The following is an 18,256-nucleotide window of genomic DNA, read 5'->3' on the forward strand; positions in this document are numbered from 1 at the left end:
TTCACGAGCGATCGGTCGAGCACCACCCGCCCCTGGTTCCCGGCCGGCGCGCAAGGCCCTCGCGGACGAGAATGTCCGAGAGCGAAATGCCGTTCCGTGTGACCTGCCGCAGCTTGTGGCCGTCGACCTCCGCGTCATTGCCTTGCCAGGTGACAAGCTCGAACGGCCCGGAATCGAGGAAGGCGCGCACGCGCAGTTCCGCATCGCTGGCTTTGATCCGCTCCTCCTCGCAGTTCGGCTTCTTGATGTCCGGCACCTCGATGCCGACGAGGCGGACCTTCTGCCCATGAAAGACGAAACGATCGGCGGAGACGACGCAATCGTCTTGTTTGGCCGTGCCGCAGAGATAGAATTTCGCCTCATAGGCGCCGGCGAGCTCCTCGCCGGTTTTCGGTGCTTCGGTCGTTCTGGGAACGTCACTTCCCGTCGGCTTGCCGATCAGCGCCGGCGGAATGATGGCGGCTGTATGGTTTTCATCCGGCAACATCGCCGGCTTCGATGTCACCGGTCGGTGAGGGATTGATGCCGCTGGCTTCGGCGGCTCCGGCCTAGCGGACGCCGATGCGGGCTTCGCAGCAACTTGCACGGGTTTCCCGGACGTCAGGCTGGCGACGAACCGTCGCGCCACGGCCGAATTGTCATAAAGCGCGATGCCGCCGCCGACCACGAGAAGTGCGGCCAGCCACGGCCAGAGCGACGAGCCTGAGCTTTTCGACGCGCGCTTGCCGCCTTTGCGCCGTGAACCGGATTTTCCGCGCGATTGGGCCATCAGAATCTCTCCTGTCGAATCGGAGAGAAGTATCCGGAGCAAGGGTTGCCGAAAGGTTTCAGCACGCCAAGAAGCACCTTGAAATTGTGTATTAGTGTGTATAATTTCGCCTTATGAGAAGCGCTGAGGTAATTGCGCTGCTGCGCAAGGATGGCTGGATCGAGCTGGCCCAGAAAGGCAGCCATGTTCAGTTCAAGCATCCGGAAAAGCCGGGACGCGTCACCGTTCCTCATCCGAAGCGCGACATCCCGCTCGGCACGCTCCGCAGCATCGAGAAACAGGCGGGACTGAAACTGAGGTAACCATGAGCAACTATATCGGCCTCATCCGCAAGGAAGCAGGAAGTGACTATGGTGTCTCCTTCCCGGACTTCCCGGGCGTCGTAACCGCAGGCTCGACCTTGGACGAGGCCCGTCAGATGGCCGAAGAAGCGCTTGCATTCCACGTGGAGGGCATGGCTGAGGATGGCGAGGCGGTCCCTGAACCATCGAGCCTGGAGGGCGTGATGAGCGATCCAGCCAATCGGGACGGGGTAGCGATTCTCGTGAGCTTGAAGACGCAGGCAGCCAAAGCCGTACGTATCAATGTCACGCTGCCGGAAGACGTGCTTCAGCGGATCGACACCTTCGCGGAGGCGAGCGGCCTCTCGCGCTCTGGTTTTCTCGCAAGGGCAGCGCGACACGAGATGGAGCGCAACACAGCGGTTTGAAGTGATCAGACCCTTCCCGTCGCAAGCGCCATGGCCCAGTCGAGACGGCCGTTCTCCGCGGCAAGCCGCGACATCGCCATATGGTCGTACGGTACGTTGCGGAACTCGGGCACCCAGCCGCCGGCGGGCGTCTTTTCCAGGACGGCATAGGAGGCCATGGCATGGCCTGTCTCCACCTTGTGGAAGAACGGCTTGTCGTCGTCATAGGCCGGGCAGCCGACGCTGCCGGGATTGACGATCAGGCGCCCGTCCGAGAGTTGCACGGCGCGCGGAATATGGCTGTGACCGCACAGGATCAGCGACTGCTCAATGCGATCGGCCAAGGCCTCGATCTCTTCGAGCGGTTTCAGAAAGACATGGCCTGCCGGCGACACCTGTTCCAGCCAATAGACATTGTCATCCTGCGGCGTCGCATGGCAGAGGAAAACCTCGTCCAGGTAGATGGTACTGAACGGCAGCTTGCGCAGCCAATCGAGATGACGCGGCGCAAGCTGAGCGTGCGCATGGGCATCCGAAGGCGCAAGAGCATCGGCCGGCGTTTCGATGAGATAGCGGTCATGATTGCCCCGAACCGTCTGCACCGCGTGCATATCCAGAAGCAGGAAGAGATCACCGGCCCCGTCCGCCTCCAGAGGGCCGCTGAAACAATCGCCGAGGTTGGCGATGTCCCGGATGCCGAGCCCGGCAATATCCTCCAGCACCGCCTGCAGCGCCGCGCAATTTCCATGAATGTCGGCAATCGCGGCAAAGCGCATCAGCTTCCCCGATAGGTCGAGTACCCGTAGGGCGACAGGAGCAGCGGCACATGGTAGTGCGCCGTCGTATCGGAAATGCCGAAGCGGATCGGGATCACGTCGAGGAAGGCGGGTTCGGTAAGCTTCGCGCCGCGGGCGCGAAGATAATCGCCCGCATGGAAGAGGAGTTCGTACTCGCCGGCGATGAAGGTCTCGCCAACCAGGATCGGCCCGCCGTCGACGCGACCATCGGAATTGGTCGTCACCGTCCTGATCTTCTCGCGTCTGTCGCCTGTCAGCCGGTAGAGATCGATCGTCAATCCTTCGGCCGGGGTGCCGCTCGCCGTGTCGAGCACATGGGTGGTAAGGCCGGTCATAGGCTGGGCTCCGCAACGAGGAAAGGGGCGTTGAAAAAGAACTCTTCCAGATTGTTGCCGGGACCGTCGCGATCCGCCACCAGGAAACCGCTGACCGCACCGAGCGCCATCAGCGGATGGTGCCAGATATTGATCCGGTAGTTCACGCCCTGCCCGGCCCTGGCAAGAAACACCTTCGGCCTGCCCGGCTTTCCATCGATATCTTCCGAAACGGCAACGAGGAACGGCCTGTCCGAAAGCGGCGAAAAGCTCTGGCTGCCGAATGGATGCCGCTCCATCATGGTGATCGCATAGGGGAAGCTGCGCGGCTGACCACGGAAAATGCTGAGGATGACGCGCGCGCCCTCTCCCGCAGCTTCGGGCGCCGCCAACGCATGGAAACGTTCCGTGGTGCCATTGTTGATCAGCCGCATGGTCGAAGGATCGGGCTCGATCACGTCGCCGAAGGGGGCGAACGCAGCTTTGGTAAGGGGCTGTATCTCAAGATGGTCGGTCACGTCATTCGCCTTCAATCGTACACTTGCAATCATTCGCCCTGCACACGCCACTGGCGAATCAAGTCGAATTGGGAAACCAGCGCCGGCAAAGAGAGCTTCACGGTGTCGAAGACGACAGGGAGTTCCAACTCATAGTAGTCATGAACCACGAAATTGCGCATGCCCTTTATCTTCGACCATGGAATTTCCGGATGGTCCGCGACGAAATCGGGATGATGAGCGATGATCCTTGAAGCGTTTTCGCCAATCAGAACCAGCGCCATGCCCACCGCCATCTGCGTGCGGGCATCGGAGAGAAATGTCTCCAGTTCCATGCCGGCCACGAAATCACATGCCTGAAGCGCGGCGGATCGCATCTGATCGAGATATGCTCTCAAACGGTCCGCACTCATATGGCTCTGGCTTCCGACAGGATCCGCTCGCGCATGGATTTCCGTATGCCCCCCGACGTCACGAGATCGACTTTCACTCGCAGGAGCGTTTCCAGCGTATCTTGCAAGCCGCCCAGATCGAACAATGTCGTTCCCGGAAGCGCGTCCACGAGGATATCGAGGTCGCTGTCCGGCCGATCCTCTCCCCGCGCCACCGAACCGAAGACGCGCGGGTTTGCCGCGTTGAAGCGTTTCGTCGCTTCGCGGATCGCCTCGCGGTTCTTTTCCAGCACTTCCGACGGTCTCATGACGATGTCTCTTACGATGCAGTCAATATAGGCAAGGCACGAAGGAGAGAAAAGCAGGAGTATAAACCGGGCCTCACTCGCCCTGCGCCCGCCAGTTGCGGAGGGAATCGAGCTGGGAGAGAAGCTTGGGAATCATCCGATCTACAGTCATCCAGACGGTATCGACATCAAGGCCAAAATACTGATGAGCGATCCGATCGCGCATGTTCCGGATATCCCTCCAAGGGATCTCCGGATGCTCGACAACAAAGTCCGGAAAACGCTCCATGATTTTGGTCGCGCATTCGCCGATCGCCATGATATTCGCGATGACGGCGTCCTGTTTGATTTCATCACGGACGAACGCGTCCCGCTCCATGCCCGCGACATAGCGCACGGCCTTGCTTCCCGTGACAACCATTCGATCGAGATAGGCTTCGAGGCGCTCCACACTCATATCGCGGCTGCTTCCGCGACAATACGCTCGCGCACTTTCGGCGGAAAATCCCCTGGCACCTTCACATCAACCGTGACGCCGAGTGCTTCCTCCAGATCTCCCTGGAGTCCACCAAGCGTGAAGAGTGAGGTCGTTGGCGAAGGGGCAACCAGAATATCCAGATCACTATCAGGCCGATCCTCCCCGCGCAGCACGGAACCATAGACCCGCGGGTTGGAGACCTGCCGGCGGGCAACGATCTCCCTGATGATTTCCCGGTTCTTTTCCAGCACTTCCGACGGTCTCATGACGGCATCACTCCTGATGCCGCCAATATAGGCTACGGAAGATATCGAGGAAAGAACTCACGCCTTCGTGCCGTAGAGCCTGAGCCGCATCGTCCCGCCATCCGGGTGCATGGCGTAACGCACATGGGTAACCGGGCCGATATCGGCGACGACACCCGCGCCATATTCGTGGACATGGTCCATCTGCAGCTTCTGCCGCGGCAGGATCGGCTTCCAGCTCTCCGATGCGGCAATCTCCGCCTCGGAAAGCACGTCGCCAAGCTCCGGCAGGTAGGCGCCGAGCAGTTCGCACGTATCCGGAAAATTGCCCTTGAAGAAATGCGTGTCGACTATGATGCGTTTGACGACGCCCGGATGGCCGAGGCGGATCACCGCCCAGTCATGGCCCGGCCCGCGCCGCCGCTTGGTCTCCCAGCCGTCGCCCATATTGTCGCCACGCCCCGGCCCCAGCATCTTGTCCGGATGGCCGTAATGGGCATCCGACCAGGCGAGCGATTTCGCGCCATGGAATATGTAGGCCAGGTCGATCTCTTGCGTCGTGCCGACCTTGGCCCAATCGAAATGCGCCGAACCGTAGACGCGCAGGCGAGCGATCCCGCCATCGGGATAGATATGCAGACGCAAATGCGTCCAGATCTTCTCCTTGCCGGCATTCTCGAAGAAATGATGCGCGTTCGGCCCGAGCGGCGACTTTGCCAGGATTTCCGTCCAGACCGTCGCATCGGTCGGGTCGCCATCCTCGACGAAAGCAGCCTCGATCGAGCAATGCGGCGGATAGTTGCCGGTGAAATAGCTGGTATCGACGTCGAAGCCGTAGATGCGGCCGGGCATTGCAAGTCTCACGATCGCAAAGTCGTGGCCGGGCACGCGTTTGCGGCGGCTTTCCCAGCCGTCCATGTACTTGCCGTTATCGTCGTAAAGGTCCGGATCGAAACTTGGGGGCGCGTCCTGAAGCATGCGCTCCAGCGGCGCGAAGAATTCGTCGGTCGTGTAGAGACCCTTGGCGCCGAGACGCGCGGAGGCGAGGTTGATCGCGCCGATCACGAAGGATGGCAGGCTGTTGTCGGTCGTCTCGGTCATTCATTTCTCCGGAAACATGGATTGCAGGCGCAGAAGCGCAATTCGTTCGACCTGAGCCGTGGCGGTCGCGAACTCCTCCTCGGCGCTGTTGTGGATGCGCTTTTCGAAGGCGGCAAGGATGTCTTGCCTGTCCAGGCCCTTTACGGCGATGATGAAGGGAAAGCCGAACTTTTCCGTATAGGCATTGTTGAGTTCGGTGAATCGGGCGTGTTCGGCAGCGGTCAGGCGATCGAGCCCGGCGCCCGCCTGTTCCTGTCTGCTGTCTTCGGTCAGGTCGCCGGCGATCGCGAGCTTTCCAGCGAGATCGGGATGAGCACGCAATACGCCGAGCCGCTCCTCATGGCTCGCCTTGCGAAAGATCGAGACAAACGCATCGTGGATGCCCTTGGCGGTCAATGGCACCAGGATCAAGCCTGCATCATAGGCGCGCTCGGCGATGAAAGGCGAATGTTCGAAGACACCGCCGAACTTGGCAATAAAATCGGCACGCGCGCTCACAGGGCACCTGCCGGCTTGTGGTGCTCATGCCAGTGTCTGGCAATCTCGATGCGCTGCGGTATCCAGACCTTGTCATGGGAAAGCACGTATTCCATGAAGCGGCGAAGTGCTGCCACGCGGCCCGGCCGGCCGACGAGGCGGCAGTGCAGGCCGATATTCATCATCTTCGGGCTGCCTTCACTGCCCTCCCGATAAAGCACGTCGAAGGCATCCTTCAGGTAGTTGAAGAACTGGTCGCCGGCATTGAAGCCCTGCGGCGTCGCAAAGCGCATGTCGTTGGTATCGAGCGTGTAGGGGATGATGAGGAATGGCTTGCCGTCCAGCCCCGGCACCCAATAGGGCAGATCGTCCGCATAGCTGTCGGAGGAATAGAGGAAGCCCCCCTCCTCCATGACGAGCCGCAGCGTATTGCCGGACGGCTTGCCCTGATACATGCCATAGGGCCGTTCGCCGGTGAGCTCGGTATGCAGCCGCACCGCTTCCAGAATGTGCTGCCGCTCGGCGTCCTCCGGAAAGTCCTTGTATTCGAGCCAGCGGTAACCATGGCTGGCGATCTCCCAGCCCGCTTCCGTCATGGCGGCGACCGCTTCCGGGTTACGGGCCATGGCGAGCGTCACACCATAGACTGTCGCCTGCACCTTGAGTTCGGTGAACAGGCGCCACAGCCGCCAGAAGCCGGCGCGCGAGCCGTATTCGTAGATCGACTCCATGTTGAGGTTGCGCTGGCCGGGCCAGGGCGCGGCGCCGACGATCTCCGACAGCAGCGATTCCGATGCGGGATCGCCGTCGAGGATCGAGCTTTCGCCGCCTTCTTCGTAATTGATCACGAACTGAACGGCGATATTGGCGCCGCCCGGCCATTTCGGATCGGGAATATTGCGGCCATAGCCGACGAGGTCGCGCGGATAGTCTTTTGCCTGCATCGAATTCACCCCGAACATGTGATGCCGGACGGTAGCGCACCCTTTCCGCGGATGTCGAGACCGAAACGTCGATCAGATGCCGACCGCCCGGAGGATAGCGACCGAGGCGACACCGAGTGCCACGGAAACGAGCATCGGCAGGCGCAATGCCGCAAAAGCAGTCACGGCACAGGCGATTGTTTCGGCAATTCCCGTGGCGAAAGCGGTCGGCGCGACCACCGCCATCAGCACGGCGGGCGGAATCGATTCGATCGCCTTTCTGGCATTGCCTCCGAGCGAGACATGACGGATCAGGAGAAGGCCGCTGACGCGGGTTAGAATGGTCGCCGCAGCCATAGCCAGGATAGCGAGAAGGGTCGCGAAATCGACAGTCATGGCATTGCCTCCACGTCACGGCGGCTCCCGCTGACGACGGCGACAAGCAAGCCCGCAACCGCACCCGCCGCGATGTACCACACGCCCGGCACGAAATGCTGGGTCAGGACGGCGGCGGCACCGCTGGCGATGAGGACTGCGCCTGTCTCCGGTCCTTTCCAGAAGCCCATGATCAGCACGATGAAGACCGCCGGGAACGCGAAGTCGAGCCCGAGCGTCACCGGATCGCCGAGGAAAGCCCCGAGCGCCGCACCGGCAATACCGGAGAAAACCCAGGCGAGATAGAAAGGCGCGACAAGGCCGGCGAACCAGCAAGGCGTCAGTCTCGCGGCGCCAGCCCGGAATTCCGCCATAGCCCAGATTTCGTCGGCGAGGAACAGCATCGCGACATATTGCGCACGCGGGCCGAATTCTCCCATCTTGGTGCCGAGCGAAGCGCTCATCAGCACATGGCGGATATTGACGAGCAGTGCCGCGAATCCGACGCCCGCCCAAGAGGCCGGATGCGTCCAGATGTCCATCGCCACGAATTGCGAACCGCCGGCGAAAACCAGCGCACTCATGAGGCCCGCTTCGGCGGGCGTCAGGCCCTTGGTAGCCGCCACCGCGCCGAAGACGAGGCCGATCGGGATCACCGCGGCGATCAGCGGCGATATCGCCCGCATGCCGCCGAAGAACTGCTGAAGCCTGGCATTCTCATTCACGTCCAAAACCTCCGATGGGAGCGAAGGTGATAGAACCGTGGCAAAGAGCCGTCTTGAACGAAAGTGATCAACGAGCGCGATATTGCCCCGGAGTCAAACCCGTGCGTGCCTTGAAATGCCGGGTGAAATGGGCCTGGTCGGCGAAACCGCATTCCAGCGCGATCTCGGCTGGCTGCCCGCCTTCCTGCAAGCGCTTGCGCGCCTCGCGGATGCGGATGTCAGTCAAAAAGGAATGCGGGGTGATATGGAACTCCTTGCGGAAGGCCCGGATCAGGTGCGCGCGGCTGAGGCCTGCGACGGCGGCAAGCTCTTCGAGGCCGATATCGGTCGCATAGTGTTCCACCAGATAGTCGCGGGCCTGGTGTACGGCGGACCGTTCGGATGTATCGGTCGGCACGATGATCGAGCTGCCGTGCCGGCGGAACATGGCATCGAGCACGATGAACATGGGCTGGCTCGTCTCCAGCGCGCCGGCCCCCTCCTCCAGGGTGCGATGTGCTTCGTGGAAAGCGTCTGCCAGCGCCTGATCATGCAGGATCTGCTTGCCGAAGGCGGGCGTGCCATTGAAGGGTTTTCCCGTAACGTCTTCCAGGATTTCACGGAAAAGCGACATGTCCGGATAGATCATCCGATAGCGATAGCCACCGTCCTTCGGTGCGCCGTCATGGATCTCGCCGGGATTGATGAGATAGAGGTCGCCAGGCCCCGAGGCTTCGCGCGTGCCGCCGATGGTGGCGATCTGCGTGCCTTTCTCGATCGCACCTATGCTGAAAGTATCATGCGCATGTGGGGCGAATTCATGGGTCAGGAACGTCGCGCTCAGGCATTCCATGCCGCCAAAACGGTTATCCCGCCAGAAGCGGGTTGTCTCCGCTTTCGCCAGCGGCATGTAATCGGCGGCCTGTTGCTGCGAGATATTCTCCATCGGAGAAACATAACAGATCCGCCCGCCCGCTTCTTGAACAAAAGTGATCAGGCGATCTTGCGCGCACTCACCCGCCCCATCGGATGCAGCGAATGCACCAGGAAAGGGGCACCCGGCTCTTCCTCGATGAAAAGTGCAAGATTGACGACCTCGACCAGCCTCTTCAGGTAGGGATCGAAATAGTCGCGCAGCGCCCGTTCGAAACGCGGCAGGTCGGCAGCTGAAAGCGGACCGGTGAGCGTCATATGAAAGCGGAACTCGTCCATGACGTAAGGGGAGCCCCAACGGTGGAGGTTGGCGAATTGCGGCGCGGAGAGATCGCCGGGATCGCTGCGCTCCAGCTCGGCTTCGGAAAGCGGTGCGCGAAAGACGTCGAATTCCTGTACCACGGACGCGGCGAGGAAGCGCATAGCCTCGGACGGGATCACCGGCGCCAGGGCGAAGAAATTCCCGAGACGCACCACTTCCAGCCCGGGGAGTTCGAACGGGTTGTGCGCGCCGGCAAAACGCATCAGGTGCCGCAGCAGCATCGGTTCGGTGATGTCGGGAGCGAGCCGGAACGGCGCTTTCAGCGTTGCATGGAAACCGTAGCGGCGTGGCAGCGCCGTGTTGAAGGCGATGTCGTGGATGCCGATACCGCGGATCGCCGGCGGCTCCATGGCCTCGCCGGAGAAGGCGTTGCGGCCGAGCCACTGTGCCGCGGCCAGCGTCAGCGGATCATGAGCCGGGGGCGTGAAATGAATGGCATAGCGCATGCATCACCTTCTCGTGCTTCCTTCCCCGGACCCTGCTGTTTTACGCATTGCTCAACAATCCCTGCGGAGGGGTTAAGTGATTTGCGTGACAGATTAACGACGAGGACGACGAAAAGTTCGCGTTTAACGCGAAGCCATTTCGAGATGACTGGTGAGCGTAAATGACGCAGGAACCCGCATTTCACGGGAACTCGCGGCGTCGAGCGCCGCTTCCGCCAGTTCATGAGCGAGCCCGAAGCTCACCTTGAAACCACCTGTGAGAGCAATCACGTTCGGATGGTCGGGGTGCGGCCCGACCATCGGATCGCGATCGATCGCCTTGGGGCGCAGCCCCGCCCAGCGCTCGATCACTTGCGCATCCTTCAAGGCCGGTACGAGCGCCCGGGCGCGGACGATAAGATCGTCGAGCAGCGCATCGGTCGCAAAGGCGTCCTCGAACGTCTCTTCGCTGGTGCTGCCCACCGCAACATGGCCGCCTTCGTGGGCGACGACATAGAGGCCGTTCAGGAAAATGACCGGCAGCGCAGGGTCGATATCGGCCGCAAGCAGCGCCGCCTGCCCCTTGACCGGCTGGCCGATCGGACCTGGCAGCGGCGGCGAGATCGGTTCGATGAGCGGGAAGGACCGATGGCCAGCGGCAACAATGCAATGGCCGAAGGTGATGCTTTCGCCGCCGGTGAAGACAATTTTGCTCATCGCGGGCTCGATCATCTCCGCGCCGACGCCCTCGACAATCCGGACATGTCTTGCGGAATACAGGAAGGTAGCAAGCGCAGAGGTCAGGCCGCGCGGCGAAACGCGCGCCGCAAACGTGTCGTGGACGAGGCCGGCCCCGGCGAAGGAGGCATCCGGCCAGCCTTCCTGCAGTGGACGGTCGATGACGTGCCAGTGGAAACGGCGGTCGCCATGACGCCATGCGGCTTCTGCGTCCTGCGAGTGGCGAAGGGCGATCGTCCGCAAATGCGGTTTCGGCAGCGGGATCAGCCGGCCGCAACGGCGATAGCCGCAGGGGATGCCGGTCGCCGCCTCGATCCGGACGATCTCGTCTTCAAGGGAGAGCAGCGCGTCGAACTGGTACTGTTTCTTGTCGTTCCACTTATCCGGCATATGCGGCATCAGCGCACCGAGCAGCCCGCCGCTCGCCCCCTGCCCCAACCGGCCGGCATCGACAAGCACGGTCTCGATACCCAGCCGTTCGGCCTTTACGGCAGCCCAGAGGCCCATGATGCCACCGCCGAGAATGACGAGATCGGCGGTGGGAGGAATATCGCGAGATTGACCGTCAAAACTTGATTGACCCCTTGAGCCGGCAGGATTATCCGCATGTCCCATGAGCAACCGTGATCCCGAAATGCTTGTTACCGCCGGCCAGATGCTGGACTCTCAGACGTTGGACTCTCAGACGTTGGACTGGCACGACGGCGATATGCCGTATTCGAAGGAGTTTGGCGATCACTTTTATTGCCGCACCGACGGCAGACAGGAATGCGGTCACGTCTTCCTGGCCGGCAACGGCCTGCCGGCGCGCTGGTCGCAAGAAAAGTCACCATGCGGGGACTTTCGGATCGGAGAGCTCGGTTTCGGCACCGGCTTGAACTTCTGCGAGACTTGGCGGCAGTGGAAGCTCTTCCGTACCCCGGCCGCGCGACTGCATTTCATGTCCTTCGAGCTCTATCCGATGAAACGCGAGGAGATCGACCGGGCACTTTCCCGCTGGCAGGAGATCGATGTGGAGCGCCAGGCGCTCGCCGCCGCCTGGCCGGACGCTCCGACCGGCAAGGTCGATCTCCAGATGGATGATCAAACGCGACTGACGGTGAGCTGCGGCCCGGCGCTCGAAGGCGTCACCGGAGCCGAACCCGGCTTCAATGCCTGGTTCCTCGACGGTTTCGCGCCATCGCGCAATCCGGACATGTGGTCACCCGAACTGATGCAGGCGCTCTATGAGAAGACCGCGCCTGGCGGCACTTTCGGCACCTATGCCGCGGCAGGCTTCGTACGGCGCAACCTTCAGGCTGCTGGTTTTACGGTTGAACGCCGTCCGGGCTTTGCCGGCAAACGCGAGATGTTGTGCGGGAAGAGGTAACAGAGAAGCTGGTTACAAACTCGTGCGGCGGTGGGGCACCTATGCGGCCGGTCGCACAAGTGCCGCTTGTTGCCCTACGCTCCGGAGCATCCGTCAGTTCGAAACCGACGTCACCACCGCTCCGCCAAGCCAGTTGCGGATCTTGGCTTCCAGCGCTTCCGGGCTGATCGGCTTGGAAAGATAGTCGTCCATGCCCGCCTGCAGGCAGAGTTCCCTGTCGCTTTCGAGCGCATGCGCCGTAACCCCGATGATCGGCGTATGGGTGCCGGTTTCCTGTTCCATTTCACGGATCTTCCGGGTTGCCTGATGGCCGTTCATGACCGGCATGGACACGTCCATGAGGATCACCGCCGGATCATGCTCCTTCCAGGCATTCACCGCTTCCGCTCCGTTCTTGACGATCTGGAAAAGCCAGCCGGTCGTCTGCAGGATCTGGGTGAAGACGATCTGGTTGACCTCATTGTCCTCGGCGACCAGCACGTCGAGCGTCGCGGCCGGGTGCACCGGCGAAGTGGAAACCGGCTCCTCGGCAAACACCGGTTTCGAAGAGGATGCCGATACCGAAGCGGGATCGCCAGCGGCCGTTGAGGTCTGCATGACCGCCGTAACGGCTGCGGCTGGCCTCTGCCGGGCGGAGACCGGCAGATTCTCCAATGCACGCCGTTTGGTGCGGATCGAGCGGACCACGTCGATGATCGTGCTGCGCAGGAGGTTGGCGCGGGCCGGCTTCATCAGATGGGCCTGGATGTTGAGCGCGGCGAACATGCTGTCGTCCCCAGCCATGTCCATCGAAGTCAGGAAGATGACGCCGGTGCCGTCGAAACGCGGATCGCGTCGCATATGGCGCGCGAAATCGAGGCCGTTCATCTCCGGCATATGATAGTCGAGCACGATGACATCCAGGACAAAGCCGATCCGGGCGGCTTCCCGGATGATCGCCAGGCCCTCGGCTCCGCTCTCGGTGGCAACCGTGTCGAAGCCCCACATGCTGAGCTGTTCCGTCAGGATGCGGCGGTTGACGGCATTGTCGTCGACCACGAGAACGCGCGCGCCGCTCGTGTTGATCGGCAGCGATGTCTGGACGTTACGTTCGCTGACCACCTGGAACGGCAGATGCACCGTAAAGACCGATCCGCGACCGAGTTCGCTCTCCACCTCGATATGACCGCCGAACAGCTCCGTGAGGCCGGCGGTAATGGCAAGCCCGAGGCCGGTGCCTTCGTGGCGACGAGTGGAGGACGAATCCACCTGAGAAAATTTCTCGAAGACCGCCTTCAGCTTCTCGCCCGGAATACCGAGGCCGGTATCCTCGATGCGGACCGAGAGCATCATCTCGCCCGGCCCGATCGGTTTCGACATGAGGTCGATAAAGACATGGCCCTTTTCGGTGAACTTCACCGCATTGCCGACGAGATTGGTGATGATCTGGCGGAAACGGCCAGCATCGCCCAGAACTGTCTCGCGGACGGAAACATCGCCGCGGACGATGAGCTCGATATCCTTCTCGGCGGCGGACGAGGAGAGCAGCGTTGCCACATCCTCGATCGCCTCGACCGGATCGAACGGAGCTTTCCTCAGCTTCATCTGTCCGGCGTCGATCTTCGAGAAGTCCAGAATATCGTTGATGATGGTGAGCAGCGCATTGCCGGACTTGACGATGATGTCGATAAAAGTCTTCTGACGGGTGTCGAGATTGGACTTTGCGAGCAACTCCGCCATGCCGAGCACGCCGTTCATGGGCGTGCGGATTTCGTGGCTCATATTGGCGAGGAATTCGGACTTCGCCCGATCGGCCGCTTCGGCCCGCTGCAGGAGCCGCGTCAGGTCCTCTTCCCGTTCCTTCATCTCGGTGACGTCGGTGAAGATCGCCAGCCAATGATCACTGCCGGTGATGTTCGCCTCCACCTGAATCCACTTGCGGCCGTCGATCCGGAAGGAAGCGTGAACCGGTCTGCCCGCTGAGACATTTTCGTCCCACGACCTCAGCGTTTCCGCTGCGTCCTCCGGCGAGCCGAGATCGCCGCGCTTGACGCAATAGCGGAAGATCTCGCGCCACTGCCTTCCCGGCACGGCCATATCGGCCGGCATATCGAGCATGTGGGGCAGAGCATCGTTGGAGAAGATGATTTCGCCGTCGTGAAGGATGAGCAGTCCCTGCGACATAGCGCTTGTCGCATCACGCATCAGCGCGCCGTGCTGCTCGAGCGCGGCGCGAGCCTCGTGAATCTCCTGCTCGCGACTGCGGATGGCGGTAATGTCCATATAGGTGAGCAGCGTCTTGTCGCCGGAGAGCCGTGTGTGCGAGATGATGAGGGTACGGCTGTTGCGGCTCTTTACCTCGATCGGCGGCCCCTCGTGATTTTCCCTCAGCGCAGCGACGCGCTCTTCGTAGATCTCGTCGAAACTTAGAGTCGAACCGGCATAAATGCCGTGGTCGAAATTGATCTTGAGGAACTCACGATAGGAGCGCCCCGGCAGGTCTACCTGCTCTCCGGCGTCCCAGAAAGAATAGAAGGCCGGGTTGGCATATTCGAACAGGAACTTGTCATCGAGAATCGCGATACCGACCGGTATGGCATGCAGGATCGTCTGCAGGTCCCGGCCGAGCTTCTCCGCCTTTTTCTGCGCCTCCTTGATGAGGGAAACATCCGTGCGGGAGCCGACGAGATGATGCGCACCGTCCTGGGTGGTGATACGGCGCAGGCGGGTGATGACGGGGATCGTGGAGCCATCGGGGAACCTGACGTCCTCCGACTTGTCGATGTCCTCGCCTTGCATGACCCGGTCGTTTTCAAGACGGAAGCGATCGGCCGCGTCCGGGAACATCTCCGTCTCGGTCTTGCCGAGGAATTGTTCTCGCGGGCTGCCCAGCATCGTCTCGTAAGCGGCGTTCGCATAGGTGAGCCGGCGGTCGCTGTTGCGAACGAAGACCGGCACCGGCAGATCCTCGAGCACGGCCCGGAACAGGCCCGTCTCCGAAACCTGCGTGCGCAGGAGCATTTCCTGCTCCTTGAACTCCGTCACATCGTGGCGGATAGCGATCAGAAGGCCGTTTTCCAGCCGCTTGTTGATGCTTCGGACCCATCGCCCGTCGGAAAGCTGGTCGACGCTTTCCGAATAGGGAAGCTCAAAGGGCTTCATCCGTTCGGCGATCCAAGCCGCCTTGTCCGGCGGGTTGGCGCCCAGGCTTTGGGGGGACAGGCGTTGCCGCCGGTCATAGGCGTAACCGAGGACTTCCCTGAGCGTGATACCGGGCTTGATGTCCACCGAAATGGACGACAGATAATCGATGAGCTGGGAATTGCAGTAAAGGAGAGCATCGTTCTTGTCGTAGATGCCGATGCCCATCTCAAGCATGTCGAGGGCGTCGTCGAGAAGCGCGTTATTGAAGAATGAGATCGGCTCCACGTCTCTTCCGTTGAAGGGCGCGGCATCGTGCTGGCGCTCGAAGACCGATCCTGGGTCCGAAACCGAAGCGAACGTGCCGAACAGATAGGTATGATCGTTTTCCGTCAGAAAACGCTCGATGTGGATCTCATGGCGCACAGAACCGGAGCGATCGAAGCAGAGCGCCGTCTCGTCCGTGCCGAAGACGATCGCCCGGCATTCCTTTTCCCTGCGGTCGGCTTCTTCCGCCGCGCCGGAGAGACTGCGGCTCGCCGTGCCGGCGAATTCGCTCGGATCCAGACCAAAGAGGCGCGCATAGGCCGCATTCACCGCTACGTAAGCGAGGGCGCTGTCCTTGATGAAGGCGGGGTCGGTGAGATCGTTGATCCGCTCGCACGCCGTTTTCAAGAGTTCGCTTTCCGTCTCCACCTTCCCCCACTCCGTCGTGCCGGCCTGACACCGTTCGATTCGTTTTCCCCATCGATTGATAACACCATGGCGAGCGTTAACAACGTATTGTTGACGAAAGGCAAAGGTTCACAATTTCCGCTATTTCAGCCATTCGGGCAGAAACCTACCCGACGCTATCCCACGAGAGGCGGCCAATAGTCGCAAATGGCAGGGTGAAGACGGCGGAAGTCTGACAGATTTCGCAAGACATGACGCAGATGGAACGATCATGAGCGAGATTACGACACCGTCGGTCGACCCCCAAAAACAACCAGAAGATGCGGCACGTCATCGCCGCCCAGGACGCCGCGGGGCTGAGCGGCAGCGAGCCCGATCACCCGGTAGCCGATACGCGAAGCTCGCCAACACTCTCGCACGCACCGAGATCCTGCCGCCGGAGGCGCTGGAGGATATCCACCAAGCATCGCTCACCGTGCTGGAAGAGGTAGGCATGGACATCATCCTGCCCGAGGCGCGGGAAAGGATGAAGACAGCTGGCGCGGACGTGACGCCGGGCGAGCAACGCGTGCGCTTCGATCGCGGGCTGATCCTGGAGATGATCGCGTCGGCTCCCTCTTCCTTCACGATGTTCGCCCGCAACCCGGCAAGGAATGTCGAAATCGGCGGCAACAACCTCGTCTTCGCCCAGGTCGCCAGCGCGCCATTCGTGACCGACCGTGACGGTGGCCGCCGCGTCGGCAACCGGGAAGACTTCCGCAAGCTCGTCAAGCTCGCCCAGCATTACGACGTGATCCACACGACCGGCGGCTATCCGGTCGAGCCGGTCGATATCCACGCCTCGGTGCGCCATCTCGACTGCCTCTCCGATCTGGTGAAGTTCACCGACAAGGTGTTCCACTGCTATTCGCTCGGGAAACAACGCAATCTCGACGCGCTGGAGATCGCCCGGATCGGCCGCGGGATTTCCGTTGAGCAAATGGAACGCGAACCTTCGCTCTTTACCGTTATCAACTCGTCCTCCCCGCTTCGTCTTGACGGGCCGATGCTGCAGGGGATCATCGAGATGTCGTCCCGCAACCAGGTCGTCATCATGACGCCTTTCACGCTCGCCGGGGCCATGGCACCGGTAACGATCGCAGGCGCCCTCGTCCAGCAGAACGCCGAAGCACTCTGCGGCATCGCCTTCACCCAGATGGTGAGGAAAGGTGCGCCCGTCATGTATGGCGGTTTCACCTCGAACGTCGACATGAAGACGGGGGCTCCGGCCTTCGGCACTCCGGAATATATGAAGGCGGTGATCGCCGGTGGGCAACTGGCGCGAAAATATGGCGTGCCTTACCGCACCTCCAACACCAATGCAGCCAACACGCTCGACGCACAGGCGGCTTATGAATCGATGATGTCGCTATGGGCCCTGACGCAGGGCGGCGGCAATTTCGTACTGCACGCCGCGGGCTGGACCGAAGGCGGACTGACGGCTTCCTTCGAGAAATTCATCCTCGACGTGGACATGTTGCAGATGGTGGCGGAATTTCTTTCGCCCCTTGATGTCAGCGCGGATGCGCTGGCGCTGGAGGCCGTACGCGACGTCGGCCCGGGCGGTCATTACTTCGGCACCGCACATACGCTGGCGCGTTACGAGAACGCCTTCTACTCGCCGATCCTCTCCGATTGGCGTAACTTCGAGACCTGGACCGAGGCCGGGCGCCCGACCACCTACGACCACGCCAACCGTGTCTTCAAGCAGGCGCTTACCGCCTACGAGCAGCCCCCGCTCGACCCGGCGATAGAGGAAGAGCTCGATTCGTTCGTGGCGAGGCGCAAGGCAGAGGGCGGCGTGCCGACGGATTTCTGACCGGCCCCGCTTTCGTCGGCATTTTGCCATCTTTTGGACAAAACCCATCCCGGAGATTGTTTTATCTTTCGAATACTCAACCGAAGGCGGTGTCAGTCTGAACAGCCGTTCAGACAACTTCATGATGTTCTTCATCAATCCGCCGCCTTTGCACGCGACCCTTTCTTCGTGCCCTTAAAGAATAAAGGGAAAGGAACAAGACCATGTCCGTACTGCATAAAAGCGTTTCCGCGGGCCTAATCGCTCTAACCATCGCAGGCGCACTGACGGCAACCGCCCCAGCCGCGCAAGCTCGCGACCGCCATCATCATCGTGGCGACGTCTGGGCCGGCGTCGCAGCCGGACTTGCGGGCGGCATCATCGGCGGCGCGATCGTCTCGGGATCCCAGCGGCCCGTCTACGTCGAGCCTGAATACGAATACGCCCCGCCTCCGCCCCCGCCGGTCTACCACCGCACCTATTATCGTACGGAGTATGTACCGCGCTGCCATTACGAATGGGTCGAGAACGAATGGGGCGATGCTTATCGCGCCCGCGTCTGCCCGCGCTACTGAACCAGTGTCAGAGTGACCCGCCTCCGCCAGTCCGGAGGCGGGTCTTTTGTTGTTCACGCGCCCAACCTTCGATGAATTCTGTTTTTCGCAGTTGCGAAACATTTACTTGACATTTGCCCTGAAACCTACCAAATGCGCCCTAGCTTTCACCTTCCGGCCGCCGCGTGAGCTGGCCCCGCGTCAATAGAACCGCGAAGAAGGAACAAGGCGCACAG

22 protein-coding genes are annotated in these 18,256 nt (G+C 61.4%); 5 read left to right on the forward strand and 17 right to left on the reverse strand.

The window, feature by feature from the left end:
• Nucleotide 1: 1 nt before the first annotated feature.
• The gene (locus tag QEO92_RS13145; RefSeq protein ID WP_227703336.1) at nt 2-769 is read right to left on the reverse strand and encodes a thermonuclease family protein; all 768 of its coding nucleotides are present in this window, start codon (nt 767-769) and stop codon (nt 2-4) included.
• Between the two features lie 113 nt (nt 770-882).
• On the opposite strand from QEO92_RS13145, the gene QEO92_RS13150 reads away from it, so the two are divergent.
• Nucleotides 883-1,071: a type II toxin-antitoxin system HicA family toxin gene (locus tag QEO92_RS13150; protein WP_227703337.1), complete on the forward strand. Its 189-nt coding sequence runs from the start codon at nt 883-885 to the stop codon at nt 1,069-1,071.
• A gap of 2 nt (nt 1,072-1,073) precedes the next feature.
• The gene (locus QEO92_RS13155; protein WP_227703338.1) at nt 1,074-1,478 is read left to right on the forward strand and encodes a type II toxin-antitoxin system HicB family antitoxin; all 405 of its coding nucleotides are present in this window, start codon (nt 1,074-1,076) and stop codon (nt 1,476-1,478) included.
• Between the two features lie 5 nt (nt 1,479-1,483).
• Here the strand turns inward: QEO92_RS13155 and QEO92_RS13160 are convergent, their stop codons facing one another.
• The 15 genes from QEO92_RS13160 to QEO92_RS13230 form a co-directional block, all read right to left on the reverse strand.
• On the reverse strand, nt 1,484-2,233 hold the full coding sequence (locus tag QEO92_RS13160; RefSeq protein ID WP_227703339.1) for a metallophosphoesterase family protein: 750 nt from the start codon (nt 2,231-2,233) through the stop codon (nt 1,484-1,486).
• Complete coding sequence (gene uraH, locus QEO92_RS13165) at nt 2,233-2,589, reverse strand: hydroxyisourate hydrolase (RefSeq protein ID WP_227703340.1); 357 nt, start codon at nt 2,587-2,589, stop codon at nt 2,233-2,235. The genes QEO92_RS13160 and uraH overlap by 1 nt, the downstream gene beginning before the upstream one ends.
• Complete coding sequence (locus QEO92_RS13170; RefSeq protein ID WP_407721277.1) at nt 2,586-3,119, reverse strand: ureidoglycolate lyase; 534 nt, start codon at nt 3,117-3,119, stop codon at nt 2,586-2,588. Before QEO92_RS13170 ends, uraH begins: the two co-directional genes overlap by 4 nt.
• Nucleotides 3,116-3,478 carry a HepT-like ribonuclease domain-containing protein gene (locus QEO92_RS13175; protein WP_227703342.1) on the reverse strand — a complete coding sequence of 121 codons (363 nt, stop codon included), beginning with the start codon at nt 3,476-3,478 and terminating at the stop codon, nt 3,116-3,118. Before QEO92_RS13175 ends, QEO92_RS13170 begins: the two co-directional genes overlap by 4 nt.
• Nucleotides 3,475-3,765 (reverse strand): nucleotidyltransferase family protein, encoded by a 291-nt coding sequence (locus QEO92_RS13180; RefSeq protein ID WP_227703343.1) that lies wholly within the window; start codon nt 3,763-3,765, stop codon nt 3,475-3,477. The genes QEO92_RS13175 and QEO92_RS13180 overlap by 4 nt, the downstream gene beginning before the upstream one ends.
• A 73-nt stretch (nt 3,766-3,838) precedes the next feature.
• Nucleotides 3,839-4,201, reverse strand: coding sequence for a HepT-like ribonuclease domain-containing protein (locus tag QEO92_RS13185; protein WP_227703344.1), 363 nt, complete (start codon nt 4,199-4,201; stop codon nt 3,839-3,841).
• On the reverse strand, nt 4,198-4,488 hold the full coding sequence (locus QEO92_RS13190; protein WP_227703345.1) for a nucleotidyltransferase family protein: 291 nt from the start codon (nt 4,486-4,488) through the stop codon (nt 4,198-4,200). Before QEO92_RS13190 ends, QEO92_RS13185 begins: the two co-directional genes overlap by 4 nt.
• A gap of 57 nt (nt 4,489-4,545) precedes the next feature.
• Nucleotides 4,546-5,568, reverse strand: a complete 1,023-nt coding sequence (alc, locus tag QEO92_RS13195; protein ID WP_227703346.1) for an allantoicase — start codon at nt 5,566-5,568, stop codon at nt 4,546-4,548.
• Nucleotides 5,569-6,066: a 2-oxo-4-hydroxy-4-carboxy-5-ureidoimidazoline decarboxylase gene (uraD, locus tag QEO92_RS13200; RefSeq protein WP_227703347.1), complete on the reverse strand. Its 498-nt coding sequence runs from the start codon at nt 6,064-6,066 to the stop codon at nt 5,569-5,571.
• Nucleotides 6,063-6,989, reverse strand: a complete 927-nt coding sequence (puuE, locus tag QEO92_RS13205; protein WP_227703348.1) for an allantoinase PuuE — start codon at nt 6,987-6,989, stop codon at nt 6,063-6,065. The genes uraD and puuE overlap by 4 nt, the downstream gene beginning before the upstream one ends.
• 72 nt (nt 6,990-7,061) lie before the next feature.
• Nucleotides 7,062-7,364, reverse strand: coding sequence for an AzlD family protein (locus tag QEO92_RS13210; RefSeq protein ID WP_037148242.1), 303 nt, complete (start codon nt 7,362-7,364; stop codon nt 7,062-7,064).
• Nucleotides 7,361-8,029 carry an AzlC family ABC transporter permease gene (locus tag QEO92_RS13215; protein ID WP_227705159.1) on the reverse strand — a complete coding sequence of 223 codons (669 nt, stop codon included), beginning with the start codon at nt 8,027-8,029 and terminating at the stop codon, nt 7,361-7,363. Before QEO92_RS13215 ends, QEO92_RS13210 begins: the two co-directional genes overlap by 4 nt.
• Nucleotides 8,030-8,135: 106 nt before the next feature.
• On the reverse strand, nt 8,136-8,993 hold the full coding sequence (locus QEO92_RS13220) for an AraC family transcriptional regulator (RefSeq protein WP_037148243.1): 858 nt from the start codon (nt 8,991-8,993) through the stop codon (nt 8,136-8,138).
• 47 nt (nt 8,994-9,040) lie between these two features.
• Nucleotides 9,041-9,748, reverse strand: coding sequence for a DUF1045 domain-containing protein (locus QEO92_RS13225; RefSeq protein ID WP_227703349.1), 708 nt, complete (start codon nt 9,746-9,748; stop codon nt 9,041-9,043).
• A gap of 123 nt (nt 9,749-9,871) precedes the next feature.
• Nucleotides 9,872-11,080: an NAD(P)/FAD-dependent oxidoreductase gene (locus QEO92_RS13230; protein ID WP_227703350.1), complete on the reverse strand. Its 1,209-nt coding sequence runs from the start codon at nt 11,078-11,080 to the stop codon at nt 9,872-9,874.
• Nucleotides 11,081-11,099: 19 nt separating this feature from the next.
• Here QEO92_RS13230 and mnmC2 point away from each other — a divergent pair, with 19 nt between their 5' ends.
• The gene (mnmC2, locus tag QEO92_RS13235) at nt 11,100-11,834 is read left to right on the forward strand and encodes a tRNA (5-methylaminomethyl-2-thiouridine)(34)-methyltransferase MnmC2 (RefSeq protein WP_227705160.1); all 735 of its coding nucleotides are present in this window, start codon (nt 11,100-11,102) and stop codon (nt 11,832-11,834) included.
• 93 nt (nt 11,835-11,927) lie between these two features.
• Here mnmC2 and QEO92_RS13240 read toward each other — a convergent pair whose 3' ends face one another.
• Nucleotides 11,928-15,650: a PAS domain-containing hybrid sensor histidine kinase/response regulator gene (locus QEO92_RS13240; protein ID WP_227703351.1), complete on the reverse strand. Its 3,723-nt coding sequence runs from the start codon at nt 15,648-15,650 to the stop codon at nt 11,928-11,930.
• 250 nt (nt 15,651-15,900) lie between these two features.
• On the opposite strand from QEO92_RS13240, the gene QEO92_RS13245 reads away from it, so the two are divergent.
• Entirely contained in the window at nt 15,901-17,487 is a 1,587-nt protein-coding gene (locus tag QEO92_RS13245; protein WP_227703352.1) for a trimethylamine methyltransferase family protein, read from the forward strand.
• Nucleotides 17,488-17,690: 203 nt separating this feature from the next.
• Entirely contained in the window at nt 17,691-18,041 is a 351-nt protein-coding gene (locus QEO92_RS13250) for a hypothetical protein (RefSeq protein WP_227703353.1), read from the forward strand.
• Nucleotides 18,042-18,256 lie beyond the last annotated feature (215 nt).

Source organism: Neorhizobium petrolearium (genome assembly GCF_029854435.1).
GTDB lineage: Bacteria > Pseudomonadota > Alphaproteobacteria > Rhizobiales > Rhizobiaceae > Neorhizobium > Neorhizobium petrolearium.